Annotated in this window: 16 protein-coding genes and 1 pseudogene; 8 read left to right on the top strand and 9 right to left on the bottom strand. The window is 55.0% G+C overall.

Translation table 11 applies throughout. The features are described from left to right. Window positions 1-44: 44 nt before the first annotated feature. The 9 genes from tssH to tssA form a co-directional block, all read right to left on the bottom strand. Entirely contained in the window at window positions 45-2,762 is a 2,718-nt protein-coding gene (gene tssH / locus G7G_RS0120775) for a type VI secretion system ATPase TssH (RefSeq protein ID WP_010443401.1), read from the bottom strand. Between the two features lie 2 nt (window positions 2,763-2,764). Then, entirely contained in the window at window positions 2,765-3,835 is a 1,071-nt protein-coding gene (gene tssG / locus G7G_RS0120770) for a type VI secretion system baseplate subunit TssG (RefSeq protein ID WP_010443400.1), read from the bottom strand. Beyond that, the gene (gene tssF / locus G7G_RS0120765) at window positions 3,799-5,676 is read right to left on the bottom strand and encodes a type VI secretion system baseplate subunit TssF (RefSeq protein ID WP_010443399.1); all 1,878 of its coding nucleotides are present in this window, start codon (window positions 5,674-5,676) and stop codon (window positions 3,799-3,801) included. Before tssF ends, tssG begins: the two co-directional genes overlap by 37 nt. Before the next feature lie 4 nt (window positions 5,677-5,680). Then, window positions 5,681-6,175: a type VI secretion system baseplate subunit TssE gene (gene tssE / locus G7G_RS0120760; RefSeq protein WP_010443398.1), complete on the bottom strand. Its 495-nt coding sequence runs from the start codon at window positions 6,173-6,175 to the stop codon at window positions 5,681-5,683. Then, on the bottom strand, window positions 6,168-6,989 hold the full coding sequence (locus tag G7G_RS0120755) for a type VI secretion system accessory protein TagJ (protein WP_010443397.1): 822 nt from the start codon (window positions 6,987-6,989) through the stop codon (window positions 6,168-6,170). Before G7G_RS0120755 ends, tssE begins: the two co-directional genes overlap by 8 nt. Before the next feature lie 85 nt (window positions 6,990-7,074). After that, on the bottom strand, window positions 7,075-7,569 hold the full coding sequence (locus G7G_RS0120750; protein ID WP_010443396.1) for an Hcp family type VI secretion system effector: 495 nt from the start codon (window positions 7,567-7,569) through the stop codon (window positions 7,075-7,077). Window positions 7,570-7,665: 96 nt separating this feature from the next. Beyond that, window positions 7,666-9,162, bottom strand: coding sequence for a type VI secretion system contractile sheath large subunit (gene tssC / locus G7G_RS0120745; protein ID WP_010443395.1), 1,497 nt, complete (start codon window positions 9,160-9,162; stop codon window positions 7,666-7,668). A gap of 3 nt (window positions 9,163-9,165) precedes the next feature. Beyond that, window positions 9,166-9,681 carry a type VI secretion system contractile sheath small subunit gene (gene tssB / locus G7G_RS0120740; protein WP_010443394.1) on the bottom strand — a complete coding sequence of 172 codons (516 nt, stop codon included), beginning with the start codon at window positions 9,679-9,681 and terminating at the stop codon, window positions 9,166-9,168. Window positions 9,682-9,751: 70 nt separating this feature from the next. Further along, window positions 9,752-10,789: a type VI secretion system protein TssA gene (tssA, locus tag G7G_RS0120735; protein ID WP_010443393.1), complete on the bottom strand. Its 1,038-nt coding sequence runs from the start codon at window positions 10,787-10,789 to the stop codon at window positions 9,752-9,754. A gap of 414 nt (window positions 10,790-11,203) precedes the next feature. On the opposite strand from tssA, the gene G7G_RS0120730 reads away from it, so the two are divergent. From G7G_RS0120730 to G7G_RS24785, 8 genes and pseudogenes are all read left to right on the top strand, one after another. Next, window positions 11,204-11,620, top strand: a complete 417-nt coding sequence (locus G7G_RS0120730) for a hypothetical protein (protein ID WP_010443392.1) — start codon at window positions 11,204-11,206, stop codon at window positions 11,618-11,620. Window positions 11,621-11,623: 3 nt separating this feature from the next. Next, window positions 11,624-12,244 (top strand): MotA/TolQ/ExbB proton channel family protein, encoded by a 621-nt coding sequence (locus G7G_RS0120725; RefSeq protein WP_010443391.1) that lies wholly within the window; start codon window positions 11,624-11,626, stop codon window positions 12,242-12,244. 10 nt (window positions 12,245-12,254) lie between these two features. Beyond that, window positions 12,255-12,689 (top strand): ExbD/TolR family protein, encoded by a 435-nt coding sequence (locus G7G_RS0120720; protein WP_010443390.1) that lies wholly within the window; start codon window positions 12,255-12,257, stop codon window positions 12,687-12,689. Then, the gene (locus G7G_RS0120715) at window positions 12,686-13,096 is read left to right on the top strand and encodes an ExbD/TolR family protein (RefSeq protein WP_010443389.1); all 411 of its coding nucleotides are present in this window, start codon (window positions 12,686-12,688) and stop codon (window positions 13,094-13,096) included. The genes G7G_RS0120720 and G7G_RS0120715 overlap by 4 nt, the downstream gene beginning before the upstream one ends. After that, window positions 13,093-14,469 carry a DUF4384 domain-containing protein gene (locus G7G_RS0120710; protein WP_010443388.1) on the top strand — a complete coding sequence of 459 codons (1,377 nt, stop codon included), beginning with the start codon at window positions 13,093-13,095 and terminating at the stop codon, window positions 14,467-14,469. Before G7G_RS0120715 ends, G7G_RS0120710 begins: the two co-directional genes overlap by 4 nt. Before the next feature lie 272 nt (window positions 14,470-14,741). Continuing rightward, complete coding sequence (locus tag G7G_RS24490; protein WP_010443386.1) at window positions 14,742-15,062, top strand: hypothetical protein; 321 nt, start codon at window positions 14,742-14,744, stop codon at window positions 15,060-15,062. Window positions 15,063-15,078: 16 nt separating this feature from the next. After that, window positions 15,079-17,397 (top strand): caspase family protein, encoded by a 2,319-nt coding sequence (locus G7G_RS0120700; protein ID WP_010443385.1) that lies wholly within the window; start codon window positions 15,079-15,081, stop codon window positions 17,395-17,397. 151 nt (window positions 17,398-17,548) lie between these two features. Then, window positions 17,549-17,697: pseudogene (locus G7G_RS24785) on the top strand (IS6 family transposase); the annotation flags it as partial. Between the last annotated feature and the right edge of the window lie 12 nt (window positions 17,698-17,709).

The raw sequence follows: 17,709 nt of genomic DNA, 5'->3' as shown, positions 1-17,709 counted from the left end.
GCGATTTTCTATTGAGTTATGATCCGTCCGAATGGCGGCCTTTGTCAGTCAAACCCATAAGTGAATTCGCCGTCTGTGACCTCGATCACCACTTTTGAAACTTCGCGCCCTTCCATCATACGACGAAGAAACTCAGCCGAGATATCAGGCAGCATCGTATTGGTCACAATCGCGTCGATCATGCGACCTCCGCTGTCCAATTCCTGGCAACGGTTGACGATCTCTTCGACCACTGAGTCAGAGTATTCAAAGGGCACGCCATGAGCGTCCTGAACACGTTTTTTGATCCGGCCCAGTTGCAGTTTGGTGATCTCGCCCAACATTTCGGGGCTCAGCGGGTAGTAGGGGATCGTGACCAAACGTCCCAAAAGCGCGGGCGGGAAAACCTTGAGCAGCGGATCACGGAGCGCTTTGGCCATCCCCTCGGGGTCGGGCATCAAGTCGGGGTCCGCACACATATCCATGATCATCTCGGTCCCGACATTCGAAGTCAGCAGAATCAAAGTATTCTTGAAATCAATTACGCGACCCTCGCCATCTTCCATCACGCCCTTGTCGAAGACCTGAAAGAAAATTTCGTGTACATCAGGATGCGCCTTTTCGACCTCATCCAACAGAACTACCGAATACGGTTTGCGTCTTACCGCTTCGGTCAGCACACCGCCTTCGCCGTAGCCGACATAACCCGGAGGTGCTCCTTTCAAACTGCTGACGGTATGAGCTTCCTGATATTCGGACATGTTGATCGTAATGACGTTCTGTTCGCCACCGTACAAAACCTCGGCCAGTGCCAGTGCAGTTTCCGTTTTGCCAACACCACTGGTGCCAGCGAGCATGAACACCCCGATCGGTTTGTTCGGATTGTCCAGTCCGGCACGGCTGGTTTGAACCCGCTTGGCGATCATCTTCATCGCGTGGTCCTGACCGATCACACGCTTGGCCAGCCGTTCTTCGAGATTCAGGATGGTCTCGATTTCGTCTTTGACCATGCGGCCGACAGGGATACCTGTCCAGTCACCGACGACGCTGGCCACCGCCTGATGATCCACGATGGGCAGAATCAGCGGGCTATCACCTTGTAACACTTCCAATTCTGCATTCTTGGCCTTCAATTCGGCCAGCAGTGCCTCCCGGTCGATGGGTTGCGTATCCGGGGCTTCATCGGTCGCGGCTTCACCCTCGGCTGTTCCAGTTCCTTCAACCTCCTGACCACCCTCGCGCAGCTTGGCACGCAGGTCGAGAATTTCTTCAACCACCTTTTTCTCGGCGTCCCAACGTCCAGTCAATTCTGCCAGACGCCCTTCCTCGGCCACTTTCGCGGCATTCACCGCTTCGCGCCGATCGGCTACGTCATATCCTGCTGTCTCATCCCGCTCGATGATCTCCAACTCAGTCGTCAATGCCTCGATCCGCCGTTGGCTATCGTCGACTTCCGCCGGAACCGCGTGCTGGGATACCGCTACGCGGGCACAGGCGGTGTCCAAAAGGCTGACTGATTTGTCGGGCAACTGACGCGCGGGGATGTAGCGAGCCGAAAGCGTCACCGCCGCCTCGATCCCTTCGTCCAGAACTTGCACACGATGGTGTTTCTCCAGCATCGAGGCGATACCGCGCATCATCAGGACAGCTTTTGGAATATCTGGCTCTTCAACATGCACGACCTGAAAACGCCGGGTCAGGGCTGGGTCTTTCTCGATGTATTTCTTGTATTCAGCCCATGTAGTCGCGCCGATTGTACGCAATGTACCACGCGCGAGCGCTGGTTTCAGAAGGTTGGCCGCATCCCCTGTCCCTGCGGCTCCACCAGCACCAACCAATGTATGCGTTTCATCAACAAACATTACGATCGGCGTCGGGCTGGCCTGCACCTCGTCAATCACCTGACGCAGGCGGTTTTCGAACTCTCCCTTCATCGAGGCCCCGGCCTGCAAGAGGCCCACATCCAACACCAGTAAGCGCACATCCTTCAATGCAGGTGGCACGTCACCACGGGCAATCCGCAGCGCAAACCCTTCAACCACAGCCGTTTTACCGACGCCAGCCTCACCAGTTAAAATCGGGTTGTTCTGACGGCGGCGCATTAACACGTCGACGATCTGACGGATTTCCTCATCGCGACCCACAATCGGATCGATCTCGCCGTTGCGCGCCTGTTCGGTCAGGTCAGTGCAGAACTGCTCCAACGCCTCACCTTTACCCATCGCGCCGGGTGCCATCGCACTGCTGGCCTCACCAGGTTCGGCACCGCCCCCAACATTGGAACCATCCTGTGCGCCCAACGTATCCTCAGGAGAACCATCTGTCGCCTCGGCAAAGCTGTCGGCCAGATCATCTGCGCCTATCTTCGCGAGCTCGGGCGACATACTGCCCAGAATGTTGCGCAGTGCGGGCGTCTTGAGCATGCCCAAAATCAGATAACCCGTGCGTACTTTGCTATCGGAGTACAAAAGCGACCCCCAGACCCAGCCGCGTTCCATCGCATCCATTAAGTGGTCGGAGAGGTCCGAGATCGAGGACGCCCCGCGCGGCAGCATATCCAGACTGCGGGTCAGTTCCGACGCGATCTTGCCCGGATCCAGATCATAGTGCTGGATGATCCGGTGAATGTCGCTGTCTTGGCCATTGAGGATTTGATGCAACCAATGCTGGATCTCGACATAAGGATTGCCCCGCATCTTGCAAAATACAGTGGCCCCTTCGATCGCTTGATAGCCCAGCTTGTTTAGCTTGCCGAAAAGCGAAACACGGCTGATTTCCGTCATATTCAATACCTCTCGTTGGGGGCCGGTTCTTTGGCCTCGAATTCTTGTGTCGTGTAGCCGGGGTACAGGATCAGATCATCTGCATCCGGCTGGGTTGTGTCCGCTTCATCGCGGCTTTTGATCCAGCTTGTGTGACCCAGCTGCGTCGTGCCGCCCAGCGATGCGCGGGGCACTTCGTCACCGGCCAGAACCAGATTGATCTCCCAATCCAGAGTGTCGCCGACATAGGTGCGTAGGATCGCCTCTAACCGCTGCTGCGACAGGCCGCCGGGAAGCAGGCGTTTGTAGTCTTCTAGTGAAACCGGCCCTATCCGGATTCGAAATTTGGCCGACCGAGACCAAACCCGGCTCCCGATGCTGGTTGACTGTCCCAGACGAGCGGGTCCACCCAGTTGCCAGGTATCATCGGGCTCAAGTTCCAACCAGGATCCTACAAATTGTTGGATGTGTGCCTCGACGCCGAAATAGTCGGACAGTATCGCGATTAGACCTTCAGCTGTCTTGGTGCCCGACCCCAGATGCCCGGCGAAAAATCGGCGTAGAATGTCCGACATCGCATCGCGATCTACGAACGACTGCCCTTTAAAACCGGCCAAAGCAGCCACCCGCTGTTCGAACGGATCATCCCCACGATCAAAGCTGGGGGCCGGTTCGGCTGCTGACCATGCGCGGTACAGCAAGCTCATCATTCGGTGCGTCAGCATGTCGGCAAAAGCGACAAAAGTAGGATCGCGGTGATTACGTTGCCGGTCGCGGGCGAATTCCGTCAAGTGCAACGGCAAAGGGCCTTGCGGGCCGAAGAAACCAAAGAATAGGTTGTTCAGCTTGCCGGGTGCGTTTTCTGACGCCGGTTCAAAACGGGTTAGAGTATTGGGAGGAAAGGCCAGCGACACATCCTGTCCCAACCGCACTTTGTCTTCGCGCGGACGGCGGGATTCGCCCAACCTCGGTGCATCGGAATAATGCGCCTCGATCACCCGAAGCGCCTGAAAGACATGATGCCTTTCAGGGTCTGCCGCCAGCTCGGCAAGCAGGCTCAAATGATCCTGCCCAGGCCGGCTGCTGGTCGCCATCTGGCAATCTCTCCTCGTCTTTCGGTTTTCAGAACGGTTTCCGTGAAACTGTTGATCGTCGTATATTTACGGAAGAACCGTTCAAGCACGGCACCCAGAACATATACGCTGGTGCCTTCGTAAAAGCTTTCATCAAACCCCAACGTAATCTCCAGACCGCGCACGGCTGTGCTGAGCACTTCGTCGCTCATCCGACGCACGATTGGGCGGCTGGTAACAGACGCCACGCCCTCCAACTGTTTTTCAGTCACCCTGTTTCCCAGAGGAGCATAGATCCCCAACAACTCGCGCAGCGCGCCTGCACCGCCTTCCGCGCCATCACCAGAGATCGAAAGATAGTTCAGGCTCAAATGGCTGATTAATTTCCAGGCTGCATCCCCCTGAGCCAACGTCGCATGAGGTCGAGTTGGGGTTACGGGTGTGCGTACCGATTTAACTGGCCCACCTTCTGGCAGATGGAACACATCTGTCCCTCCCGCCGCAAGTAGCATAGGAAGATCCCGGTTCGAGCACAGCGCCTCAACCGCCAACTGGTCAAGCGATCCGGGGTAAGGTGCCTGAGCCCGATCCACCAGCGTCAGATACACTTCAGAGCCCAGATAAGATGTGCGAACTCCGCGCAACCGTTCTTTTTCGTTCCGTTGCCGCATCCGACGCTTGACCGTGTAATAGGCCGAGTGGTTATCGCCCGCAGCTGTCAGATCAGTGTCGCTGTAGAATGGGCGGAAAGGAATGTCCCCTTCTTCATCGGACTGAATCCCAGTCACGCGATCAATTGAAAATATCTCATAATCCAAACCAGCTGTCCGGTTCGGCACAACATGGTGCTCGGTGTCCATTTGCGTGATATGAACCCGGTCACATCGGCGGTGAAACAGATTGACAGCCGGAACCGTGTTCAGCGCAAATGCCGCAGGCGTAACCGCCGGAGCGACATCGCGCATCCCGTCCTGCAGCAGGATATAGATATCAACATCACTGCCCGCCGACTGTTTCAAAGCCTGTTGCAAGCCGGTCAATTCGACAAACAGGAAACGTTCGGGCATTGCGAAATATTCCTGCAACAGACGATAGCCGTCAAAAGACTGGCGCGGCGTCGGCAGCAAAGCTTCTTCAGGCTCAAACCCTTTGGGGATAACATTTGCCTGGTTCAGGCGAACGGTCCAGTCTGCTCGCCGATCTGTCGACCGCCCGGTCAGGCCCACGCATTGAGTCGCCAGCAATTCATGAAGCGCCCATGCCTTGCCGCTCTGGGTGTCCAGATGCAGCACAAGATCGTCCAAACCCAGTTCTGTCATAGGTTCGCCGTCGGTGCGTCTCAAACGCAACCGGATGCCAGCCCGGGCGTCAGTTTCCTTGGCCACACCTGCTGCGACCAGTTCACCGCGCCCGTCAATGTATTCGGCTTCGGTAATCTCAATCGGCCACAGCGTCATGTCGGCCGAGGTCCTGAATTCACACGCGGTCTGCTCCCCTTCCGCCAAGTATGAACGCAACGTCGCACCACGTGGAATCGTATAGCCCTCTTTGAGGGCCGCATTGCCAACGTCCGGTTCAAACTGCGCAATCATCATGGATGGAGTCGGGGCCAGATAATGCGGATAGACTATTTCCAGAAGGTTCGACGTGAATGTCGGGAACTGCATTTCCAGTTCCAACTGCACGCGCGCCGCCAGAAAAGCGCTCCCCTCTAGCAGGCGTTCTACATAGGGATCGACAACTTCGATCCCTTCCATCCCCAGACGGGACGCGATCTTGGGATAAGCGGCAGCGAACTCTGCCCCCATTTCGCGAAGAAAGGCCAGTTCAGTTTCGTAGTGTTTGAGCAGGCGGGTATCCATCGCGCTAACTCCGCTCGATCGCGACTTCGCCGGTCGTAATATCAACGCGACTGCGCAGGTAGAGTTCCAGAGGCATCGGCTGAGCCCACATTACAGCGCGAATATCGTATTCTACATGCATTTCGCCCGATCCTTTTTCGGACCGCAAATCAACCGAGACCGAGCCCTTCATAATACGAGGTTCGAATACCTCGATCGAATCCGCGATAGAGCGTTGGATTCGCTGGGCTTGTCGCAGTGTTGAAAACGACCCCGAGCTTTCGCGGATGCCGTAATTCAGAACAGATTTCGACGCGTAGGGATAAGTATCTTCGTCAATCAGATCGGATTGATCTGTAGTATTGAGCAACAAGGACAGATCACGCTGAATGATTTCTCTCAGGCGGCCCACATCGATCACACGAGAGTCGCGCCCTTCCTTTTTCTGATCCGGCGCGTCGTCCGTCAGCCGATCCAGAAGCGAAGGCTGCAAGCGTTCGGCAAGGGTCTTCTCAGCCATCTCCCGGCGTTTCCCCGGCCCCGGCGGCCACGTTCAGTACCAATTCGCGCACATCCAACAAAGCAATATCGGATTTGTCCGTGGTCAGTATGCGCTGACCCAGGCCGGTATAGGTATCAGATCCCGCATCGACCCAACTTGTCGCGCGCGCCAGCCGAGCAGCATCGTCTCCGTGTTCTGTCGTTCCCGGGTATCGGGTAGGGATCAACGCCGCAATTTCTCCACCACTGGCAACAGTCAAAGTGCAGGCCGTCCAGACGGCGTCACGCAGGTCGCTGGGTGGTTCGATTTCAAGTCGAGCAATCTGAGCAAACGGAAGCCAGAAATAGCGCCCGTTCACAATAATCTCCAGCACCGGACCCAGACGCATGTCGGCATCCGCGATCCATTCGAACGTTTCGCCATTCACAGTACCTGACGTTGCGGGGGCCGCGTCGAAGGCTTTCGCCCGCATCTCGGCAGCCTGTTCAAGGTTCCCACCCGCGGTCAGCTTCTGGGCTTCGATCAGATGCGCCAGCCATTCCTCGGGCTCGCCAAAGATCATCGGAGTTTTCTCGGCCGCAAAGACCTTTTCGCGATACACTTCGCAAATGATGGCCTCGCGATAGGTCTTGGCCATCATTGTGGCCGCCTCATCCATTTCCGCGCTCAGCTTCAGCTGAGTGATCGCGCGTTTCCAATCTCCCATGACGCAAAGTAATTGAAACAGGAAAATTCGTAGCTTTGCATCGGCTGGATTTGCGCGGATTTTATCTTGCAGCGCAGTTAGCGTGGCAGTCAGATCGCCTGTTCTTAGATGTTCTTCTGGCGTCATGAAGCCCTCGCGTCGTCAGGATGTTAAAAAAGGAAACAGCCTTGGCGGAAAATATACCGCCAAGGCCAATTTTTTTCTCCAAAAATCAGCTGACGTCGCCGGTTTCCAGATTCCACTTGAACTCGTTGCAGTCGCTGAGCTTGCCGGTTTTGAAATCGGCTATCTTGTACTTGATCGAGATGCCGCGATACGCAACGGTCCACTGTTCTGATGGGATCGATTCTTCGCCGCCAGACACAGAATAGCTGTCAACGATGGCATCACGCAGTGTGAAGATCAGATATGGCTCCATCCCTTTCTTTTCATCATCACCGGAACGGCACAGATGAATGGTCATCTCACCGTTGGACTTGCCCGAGGCAACGTAGGTCATGAGTTTTGCCGACGCTTTGCTGAGCTCGGTGCTCAGCGTGACTTTGCCGAAATTTGCATTCGCATAACCACGCTGGGTGGTGCCCATGTCGCCCATATCCAGGGTACGCGCGACCTCCCAGCTGATCTCTTTACAAGCGATCCAATCGGTATGTTGTTTTTCCCTGGCCTCACCGGGGAAGTCCATCTTGATGAATACGTTTTCCATTTTACCTTCCTTCAAGGGCTAATGATGACACTGAGATATTCGAGGTTTGAAATGGCGGCAGTGAAGCACTTCACCCGCCGCCACTTTTTTTTCGGTTTAACCGGCTTTTTCCGACGGAAGTTTCGAAACTAGGCGCAGAGACACCGATAGCCCCTCAAGCTGGTAGTGTGGGCGTAAGAAAAACTTGGACGTGTAGTATCCGGGGTTCCCTTCTACGTCCTCAACAACAACCTCGGCGGAAGCCAGCGGTTTGCGCGCCTTCTCAGCCTCAGCAGAAATATCAGCGTTGAAGTCAACATACTGGTTGATCCAGTCCTGCAACCAGGATTCCATATCCTGACGGCTTTTGAACGAACCAACTTTGTCCCGCACCATGCATTTTAGGTAGTGAGCAAACCGGCAGGTCGCAAACAGATATGGCAGACGAGCAGCCAGATTGGCGTTCGCAGTCGCGTCAGCATCGTCATACTCGGCGGGTTTATGCAGCGATTGCGCACCGATGAAGGTGGCAGCGTCGCTGTTTTTGCGGTGGATCAACGGCATCATGCCATTCTTGGCCAGTTCCGCTTCGCGCCGGTCCGAAATCGCAATCTCGGTTGGGCATTTCATGTCAACGCCACCGTCGTCGGTCGGGAAGGTGTGCGCTGGCAGGCCCTCAACGGTACCGCCGCTTTCCACACCGCGGATCCGCGAGCACCAACCATATTCCTTGAAAGACCGATTGATGTTTACCGCCATGCCATAGGCCGCATTCACCCAGCTATAGCTGTCGCTATTCGCACCGGTGGTGTCTTCCTCAAAGGCGAACTCCTCGACCGGTTCGGTTTTGGAACCATAAGGCAGACGCCCCAAGAAGCGCGGCATGGCCAGGCCCACATATTTGGAATCTTCACTTTCACGCAGAGACCGCCAAGCAGCATATTCCGGGGTCTGGAAGATCTTGGTCAGGTCGCGCGGGTTAGCCAATTCTGACCAGCTGTCCATCTGGAATAGGCTGGGCTTGGCACCGGTGATAAGCGGCGCATGGGCAGCAGCGGCAATCTTCGACATTTCACCCAACAGTTCGATATCCTGCGGGCTGTGATCGAAATGATAGTCTGCAACCAATGAGCCATAAGGCTCACCACCAAACTGGCCAAACTCTTCTTCGTAGAGCTTCTTGAAGATCGGCGACTGATCCCACGCGGTACCTTTGAACTTGCGCAAAGTTTTGTGCATGTCCTTTTTCGAGATGTTCATCACGCGGATTTTCAGCATCTCGTCGGTTTCGGTGTTGTTCACCAGATAGTGCAGACCACGCCACGCGCTTTCCATCTGCTGGAAATCGGCATGGTGCAAAATCAGGTTAACCTGTTCGGTCAGCTTCTTGTCGATCTCAGCAATGATGCCTTCGATCGAGCGCAGCGCATCGTCCGAAATTAGACCAGTGTTGGCCAGGGCCTGTTCGGCCAGTGTTTTCACTGCGCTTTCAACGGCAGTCTTGGCTTGGTCCGATTTCGGGCGAAATTCCTTGGTCAGCAGAGCTTCGAACTCGGATGATCCAAATGCGGTTGCGCCTTCGGCGGCTTCTACCTTGGCTTCTTCATCGGCCATCTTTTACTCCTCCTCAGCAGCGTCGTTGCCCGGCTTGGGCTGGGCTGCCAGTGTCTTTAGCAGGCTGGGATCCTGCATAATTTTTGAAATCAGATCCTCGGCCCCGGTTTTGCCATCCATATAGGTCATGAGGTTGGACAATTGTGTGCGCGCATCCAGCAGCTCTTTCAGCGGTTCGACCTTGGCCGCGATCGCGGCCGGGCTGAAATCATCCATGCTTTCAAAGGTGATATCTACTGCCAGATTGCCTTCGCCTGTCAGGGTGTTGGGCACCGTGAACGCAGCGCGCGGCGCCATCGATTTCATCCGGTCGTCGAAATTGTCTACATCAATTTCCAGGAATTTCCGGTCCGCAACGGCGGGCTGCTCGACCTCGGATTTGCCAGCCAGATCGCTCATGACGCCCATGACAAACGGCAACTGTACTTTCTTCTCGGCTCCATAAAGCTCGACATCATATTCGATCTGAACTCTCGGAGCCCTGTTCCGGGCTATGAATTTTTGTGAACTGTCAGCCATCTGTTGCTCCTCGACTCATCCGTCAGCTTTTTGTTTCGATCCACGTTCTAGCGCTATCGCCGGAAACGTATCAAAATCCATCGTCATCATCATCTTTCAATCCGCCGATCTGGCGCACTTCGTCCAGACCCTCTTTGGCCATATCTTCGATAATCGTCATAAAATCTGCATTCACAAGCCGCTTTGCCCGTTCCAACAAAATCGGTAGCGGGCTGGAAGGTTCGCAGCGCGCATAATAATCCATAATGCGTTCCAACATTCGTGTAACGTCTTCGGGCGAGTTGACCGCACCACCGCCTGTAGGCGCAGCAGCCGGACCTGATCCTGATTTAGCCGCTGGTGCATCCATTTCGTCCACGTCGTCATCTGCGGTGTCACCGACATCAGCGTAACGGGACAACGCCTGCTTGATGCTCTTCAATGCGTCAATCAAAGGGTCCAGACTCGGGCCTTCTCCCGGGGTCTTGTCAGCAAAGACAGCATCGATAGAGTTTACATTCTCAAGCGCTGATGCAACCGCTTCCGCGTTGGCGGAAAGTGTTTCTTCATCAGTATCCTTGAAAGCGGCGGCAACGCTGTTTTCGTCCGGGATGTCGTCCAGATCGGCAGGCATGTTTATGCGGCCATCGACAACATCCAGATGACGTAGGGTGATGCGTCCGAAAGTTCGGCTTTCCGTCAAGCCAGTGCGACGTAGCGCTCGTACCATACGTTCAGTCGAGGCCAGACCACGCACCGCGTTGATCCGCATCGTCGCGTCGCCATCATCTTCGTCCAACTCAGGGTGACAAGTATCCCAGAATTCATCCAGCAGAGATCTGACGTAATTTATCGAAGCTGAAAATTCAGTAAGACCCTTTGTATGCAAAACCGCTTCGGCCAGGTAGATCGCGGCGCGCAAATCATGGCTCTGTTCCATAACCGCTAGCGCTTTGGCCTCGACATCAGCCCAATCTTGTTCTTCAGCGGCGACGACCTCGTCGCCCATCTGACGTTCTTCCCCTGGCTGAGCCGCGATCTCAAGATCAGTAAATGCCGGATCATATTCCAGGTTTTCACCGCTTGGCTGATCTTCGCTTCTAGGCTCCAGATAAGATGATAGTTCCATACTCTCCCCAATAACGTGGCGGTTGTCTGCCGCTTGTCCGTTTGTTGGCACCGCTTAACGTGATATTCCCGACAACCGATATGAACTACTTCACACGATGACAAAGCTTGCAAACATTTCGCGTTTTATGCGCAGTCATTGTTATGAATCAGCCCCATACCAGGCCCAAAGTCAAACCTAATAAATACGTTTTTTTTACGACATGGTTTGGCCGCTACGCCGATAAGGCACGCTTTTTTCGTTTCGCCAAAGAAGTTAGATGCCGAGGACTAAAATTTCCTCTTCTCGCATGCGGTCCGATGCTGCAATTATCATGGAAGGTCCGAACCCGATCGAACGGACCCTGGCACACCGTCTTCACAGACGACGCCTGCGGACGACTAGGAGAAATCGGCAATCGAGAACGGGAATAAAATGAAAACAGGGATATTTGCAGTCATTGCACTGACACTTGCAGCCATGATGGCGCAGGCTGACGAAGGTAAACTGTCCATTGAGTTGAACAAGTTTGAAACTGGCGAGGCTGGGGGCTGCCGCGCTTTCTTTTTGTTTCGCAACCAGACCGGTAACAGCTTTGAAGAATTTGAAATGTCACTGGCGATCCTCGACGGCGACGGAGTGATCGATCGCTTGCTGTCCATCGACGCAGCCCCCCTACCGGTACAACGGACCGTTCTAAAACTCTTTGAGATTCCCGAGATTGATTGCTCAGATATTTCCGAGGTGCTTTTACACGACCTGCCCGCGTGCAAACCTCAGAACGAAAACCCTGTGGATTGCTTCCCGCTATTAGCGTTGGACAGCAAGACAACAGCGAATCTGGCGCAATAAGCCATGCCGGGGTTGGAAAATTTGGGCACCGGAGGCCCAATCATCGTCCTTCTTGGCCTACTGTCCTTGCTGTCGCTGACAGTGATCGTGGTCAAGGTTATCAGGCTCGCGCCGGTACGCGCTGGAGGGCCCGCTCGGGACGCGGCTTTTGTCCAATGGTCGGGCGGAGACAAAAAATCCGCGCAACAGGCCGTCGCCGCAGGTAAATCACCGGCGGACCGTGTTTGTGCCTATGCCATGCAAGCGCTAATCGATGGCTTCAAAGGGCCTGCCCTGATGGCCGAGCTGACGCGTCGCGGCAATCAAGAATTCGCCGTAATGAACAGCTGGATTCGCGTTTTAGAATTAATCGCCATGATCTCACCTTTGCTGGGGCTTTTAGGCACAGTGACCGGAATGATTCAGTCGTTTCAGGAATTGGAGCTGGCGCAGGGTGCGGCTAACGCCTCGGTTCTGGCGGGTGGTATCTGGCAGGCGCTGTTGACGACCGCTGCCGGGTTGTTGGTCGCTATTCCAGCTGCAATCGGAGCCTCTTTGCTGTCTGGACGTGCCGAAGCAGGGGCGCAGTCCATTGAGAACGCAGTTGGCAATCTGATGGTGCTTGAGGAGCGCGGCGCGCATTAAGGAAGCTTCGATGTACAGCGATATCAGCCTGAACAGACGCAAGCCGACCCGGCCATTGATCTCTCTGGTTCCGATGATCGACATAATGTTGATCCTGCTGGTGTTCTTCATGGTCACGTCGACTTATCTGAACCTAGACATGATTCCGGCGCTGGCACAGTCCGACCGCCCGGTCCCCTCGCAGGCAGCCGAAGCCGAAACTGTATCCGAAACACTGCTTATTCGCATCGGAACAGACGGATCCCCCTTTCATCAAGGCAAGGATTTCACCCGGGACGAACTAATCAGCTTGCTGACAGTCCGCCTTAATCGGAACCCTGCGCTTCATGTCATCATCCTACCGACCGGAGGTGCTCGACTACAGTCGCTTGTAACTGTCATGGATATTGTCACAAGCGCTGGGGCCGTGAACATGCGCGTGGTCCGACTGGAGGCCCGCCAGTGAGGATCTTTCGCCCTGCTCGTCGCCATCACCCCGAGACGATCATCGCCCTGATCGATGTGGTGTTTTTCCTGCTGGTATTTTTTATGTTGATTGGCCGCATGGACGCCACTGCGCCGTTTGATGTAACCCCACCAACGGCCCTGACCGGGGCGGACATGCCAGCGGGAGGCATCACGTTATCCGTAGCGGCCGATGGGACGATGGCGCTAGACGGCGAAGAGGTATTTCTGCAAGACATTGATCAGCGCATTCAGTCCCAACTGGAGGCCGATCCAGACATTCTGATCCGGATCAACGCGCATCGCGACGCTGTATTACGCGACATCCTGCCCCGGATTGCCCAGTTCGAGGCGATGGGTGCACGCGACGTAGTTCTGGTGGTGACACCTCCGGGGCCTGCACGGTGATCAAGGGGCCGTTCATATGGGGGGTTGGGTTAGTCTGCTCGCTTGCCCTTCATGTCGGCGGCGCTCTGGCGCTGATTTGGAGTGTCGAGCCAGACCCGGTGACGGAGCAGCCCGTGCCCGAGACCCGGATGCAATTGTCCGCCCATCAGGTCAAACAAAGCGAGGCTATCGAAGCACGACCGGAAGTCGAGGCTGCGCCGACAAAGGATGCGATTGGGGCGCAGCTGGATCAAAGCGCAATACGTCAATCGACCGCAGCTGCGAAGCAAATTCCACAGCAGACGCTTGCGGCAACCCAGGCGAAATCGGATGCTCTGGCACCGCTTGAAAATTTGTCCGAGGCGATACAGCAAGTCACCGGCGCGCCTCAGCCCTTACAAGTCGCAGCAGTTTCGCCATCTCGGTTGGTCCCAGCTACTTTGCAGGCGAATCCGATCCTTTCAAGCTCACCGCAATTGCAGGCTTTGCCCCCACAACCTCCAAAACAGGAACTAGCCCAGCCTGTGAGACCCCAACCCGTCGCCCTAAAGCAGACAGTCCCTGATATCCCTCCCACCAACGCGTCCGAGGTGTTTTCAACCACGGGCAATGAACCGATCGACCCCGTCTCTCTGGCGGCGATCCAGAGTTTCATGCGACCCGAAGACGCCGGGAAAAGCGCTCAGAATCTGCGGGATGGAATCGATGGGCTACTGGCGCAAATTCCGTGCGCGCGGCTGCAAGTTCAATTTCAACCCGACACCAACACATTGCAGGTCATCGGTCATATCCCCGAAGACGGATTGCGCAATCCTGTACTGACAGCCCTTCAGGCACAAATGGGAAACAACATACGGGTTGACGACAAGCTTCACGTCCTACCTCGCCCACAATGTGGCGCGCTCAGTGGCATCGCGGATGTCGGATTGCCGCAATCGACAGATCAAATCACCAATCCGCTTCTCATCGGAAAGGACGTTCATGCACGCGAGTTTTACTATGTCAAAGGACAGCAGCTGATATTGGACCTGACCGGGGCGGATTACGACGCTTTCGTCTATGTCGATTATTTTGATGCCGAAGGTCAGGTGATCCACCTCAGGCCAAACGTGTCAACTCCAATGGCGCCGACGCCTGCAAAGGCTGCTTTGCAGATCGGCGCAGCGGAACCAGGTGACGCGGGCCTCTTTGTTACGATAGGGCCACCTTATGGGCAGGAAATAGCCGTCGCCTTCGCAGCATCGGAACCGCTGTATCACAACGATCGACCGTTGGTTGAACCTGCCGAGGGATATCTGAATTTCCTGAAAACACGAATTGCCGAAGCACGCAAAAGCAACCCGAATTTCAAAGGAGAATGGGTTTACTTCTTCATCACTACCACCGAGCGATAGACATCGTCATTTTCCATAGGGGTTAATTGAGGCACACATCGATGGATACGTTTCGTATCAGCCACAAACCTATGCCTTGGCAGGTGCGCGGATACTCGTTTTCACCGCAAAGCACGGATCTGTTTGCACGGCAAGATTGCAACATAACTTCTGATGTGATGCAGATTACAGTCTGGGCCTAGGTTGTGTGGCAAACAACAATGGACAGAGAGAGTTTACCGTGCGTAAGCTTAAAGATGAAATTGACTAGTTCAGAGAGTTGGGAGGCTATTATGGCCCGAGTTTCACTGCCAATACTTTTGTCGGGTACGTTCATTTTGGCAGGGTGCGAACTGCCGTGGACGGCAGAGACACAAACCGTTCCATCAAGCCCCGCAACACAACCTGTTTCAGCGGCTTCGCCAACACCGACCCAAGTGTCGGCCCCAGTGGTCCAAGCTGCTCCCGCACCAACCGAAAGCACGTTGATCTCCGGAGAAGAGCGCCAAGGCGACGGAGGTGGCGATAGCGGTGGTGGAAATGATGGCGGCAGTGGTGGCGGCAGTGGCGGCGGAGGTGGAACCGGCGGCGGCGGCGGCGGTAGCTGGAACTAGCGCAGGGATACAAAACATGTTGAAGCGTAGTCTGCTAGGCGCGCTCTTCGGAGGCACGGTCGCTTTGTCTGCGGCAAGCGACTCTGTTTGGGCGCAATCAAGTTCTGAGAGCACAGCGCAGATTACTGAAGCGCCTCGGATTGCAATTGTGATTGGTAATCAGGATTACTCCGAAGTCGTCGACCTTGCGAATGCGCAAAAAGATGCAGAAGACATTGCTGCTCTGTTACGGGAATTCAACTTTAAGGTTTACGACGGATACAATCTTGAAAAGCGAGAATTCGAGGAGCTTCTTCGAACTGCGGTTCTGAACATTCCTGATTCAGCCAACGTCCTATTTTATTATGCCGGCCATGGCATTCAGATTGGGCGACGCAACTACCTGTTACCGGTCGATGCAAAATTCGAAAGCATTTACGACGTTCCTTTGGCCACGATGACACTGGACCGGATTATCGACACATTATCTGCCAGAAGTTCAGCCCATGTGGCGATCCTTGATTCATGCCGGGACAATCCGTTCAGCGATATCAGGTTGGCAGCGGATCTTGATGCAAACCTGTTCGAAACGCGACCAGGCTTTGATGTTTTTAGCACGCCTTTGAATTCACTGGTCGCATATTCGACCTCACCCGGTGCCGTCGCCAGCGATGGCGACATCGGCCAGAACAGCCCCTACACTTCAGCCGTATTAGAAGCTGCACGGGCCACTCCATATGAAAACATCCAACAATTGTTCCCGGTCATCAGGGAACGTGTCCACCAGGCGACGGGTGGGCGCCAAATACCGTGGGAAAGCTCTACGCTGGTGAAACCTTTTTACCTGGCCCAACACCAGGTTGAACAGCAACCCCAGGCCGTTCCGAGCGAAACCAGCCAGTCGCTGGACCTCGTTCAGCAGTTCGACAAAAGCATTCCACTGATCCAAACGTTGTCGCAGGCGCTCGGGACCGAAATCACTGATGTTCAGATTGTCGAACGCCCTGAACAAGGTGTAATCGCGCTGGAAGATACTCAGCAAACCGCCTCGATTTCATATGCTCCTGAAATTTCAGATGTCCGTGCGGTCGAGATAAGCAATAATGGCGTTCGGGACAGTTTTAGCGTAGAAGTTGTCACCTCCGATCAGAAACGTAAACGCGTCGACGTCTCACTGCAGCTGGACATTAACGCATGCGACATCGAGGCGGGTGATGCACTTGATCTCAATGGTGTCGGCGTATTTCGCCTTCCAAACGAACTGGACATCCCGGCCGGTCTGAAGGCGTGTGGCACAGCTGTCGCCGAATATCCCGGCAATGCCCGTTTTCGATATCAGCTTGGGCGGGTGCAACAGGCCGCCGGGCAACTGGTAGATGCACATGCCAATATATCTGCGGCGGCACAAGCTGGCCACATACGGGCGAAATTTGCCTTGGCCATGCTACTCGACTCGGAACGGATCGACCGTGGTGTAACCAAGATTCCGTATGACCCTCAACAAGCACTCAGCCTGCTGGAACAGGGCACCGCCGAACAAGACCCGTACGCGATGCATCGCCTTGGGAAAAAGCTGCTACGAGAAGGTGATACCCAACAGGAAAAGAGCCGTGGGTTTGAGCTTCTTGAGCGTGCAGTTGAACTTGGACACACCTTTTCGATGAACGAGCTTGGACTGTATTTCCTGCGGGAAGACTCGGCGCATTACATACCGGAGAGAGGCATGCGATATCTCCGGGCGTCTGAATTGCGAAAAGACATCTATGGCTACGACAACCTCGCCTATGTCGCACTGCTTGGCCTCGGCGGAAACCCTGTCGACTATGACAAGGCATTGCAATATTTCATGGCAGCCTCCGAAGGCGGTCACCCAACTGCCCCGGCCAGCATCGCGCGGATGATCTTGCGTGGCCAGCTTGAAGGCCGATCTCGATCTGAAGCGTTAGAGTGGTATGATGTATCACTTGCAAGGGGCGATGCTTGGGGTGGGGCAAACGGCGCTTATATCATTCTTGACGGTCAGGTTTCAGGAAAAGGCCCGGCAGACGCCGCCCTCAGAGCTGCAAAAGCAGCGTTGTTGGCAGATACTGAAGCAGCCGCCCAGGCACAATCGCTGTTGGACAATGTACCACGCGAGGCCTTGGACCGTGCTCTCCAGATGGCACTGAACGAATTAGGTGAAAGTATCAAAGTAGACGGCCAGGTCGGCGCGCAGACTCTAAAATCGCTGGAAAACGCAACTGCTTTGAACAGAGTGCCCATTCCCTACGCCGCACTGGAGGATCCGAAAGAACGGCTCTTGCTAGCGGCAAGAGTGTACTGGGCCAGAAACCCGGTGCGTTTCGATTTATTTTAGCGGTATGTTTTGGTTCTGACCTTACATTCGTTGCTTACCAAGGAAAGCTCCCCCGACCAAAAGGTTAAACAACCAATTCCACGAACTACTATGTCGGGCATGGATGTCGTGAGCTCATGATATAATTAAGTGTCAGGCCGAATGTCAGCTCATGATCTCGTATAAAGGCGCGCAATACCCGAAGGACGTGATCCTGTCTCCGTGTTCTTTTATGTCCGGTGCGGTGTTTCATACCGAGACTCGGAAGAGATATCGAGTGAACGCGGTATATCAGTAGATTACGCCACGCCGAACCGTTGGGGTCTCGATACT

Origin of the sequence: Ruegeria conchae (assembly GCF_000192475.1) — a bacterium.
Classification (GTDB): domain Bacteria; phylum Pseudomonadota; class Alphaproteobacteria; order Rhodobacterales; family Rhodobacteraceae; genus Ruegeria; species Ruegeria conchae.
The sequence above is the reverse complement of the archived record's forward strand: the minus strand, read 5'-3'. Positions and strand labels throughout refer to the sequence as shown.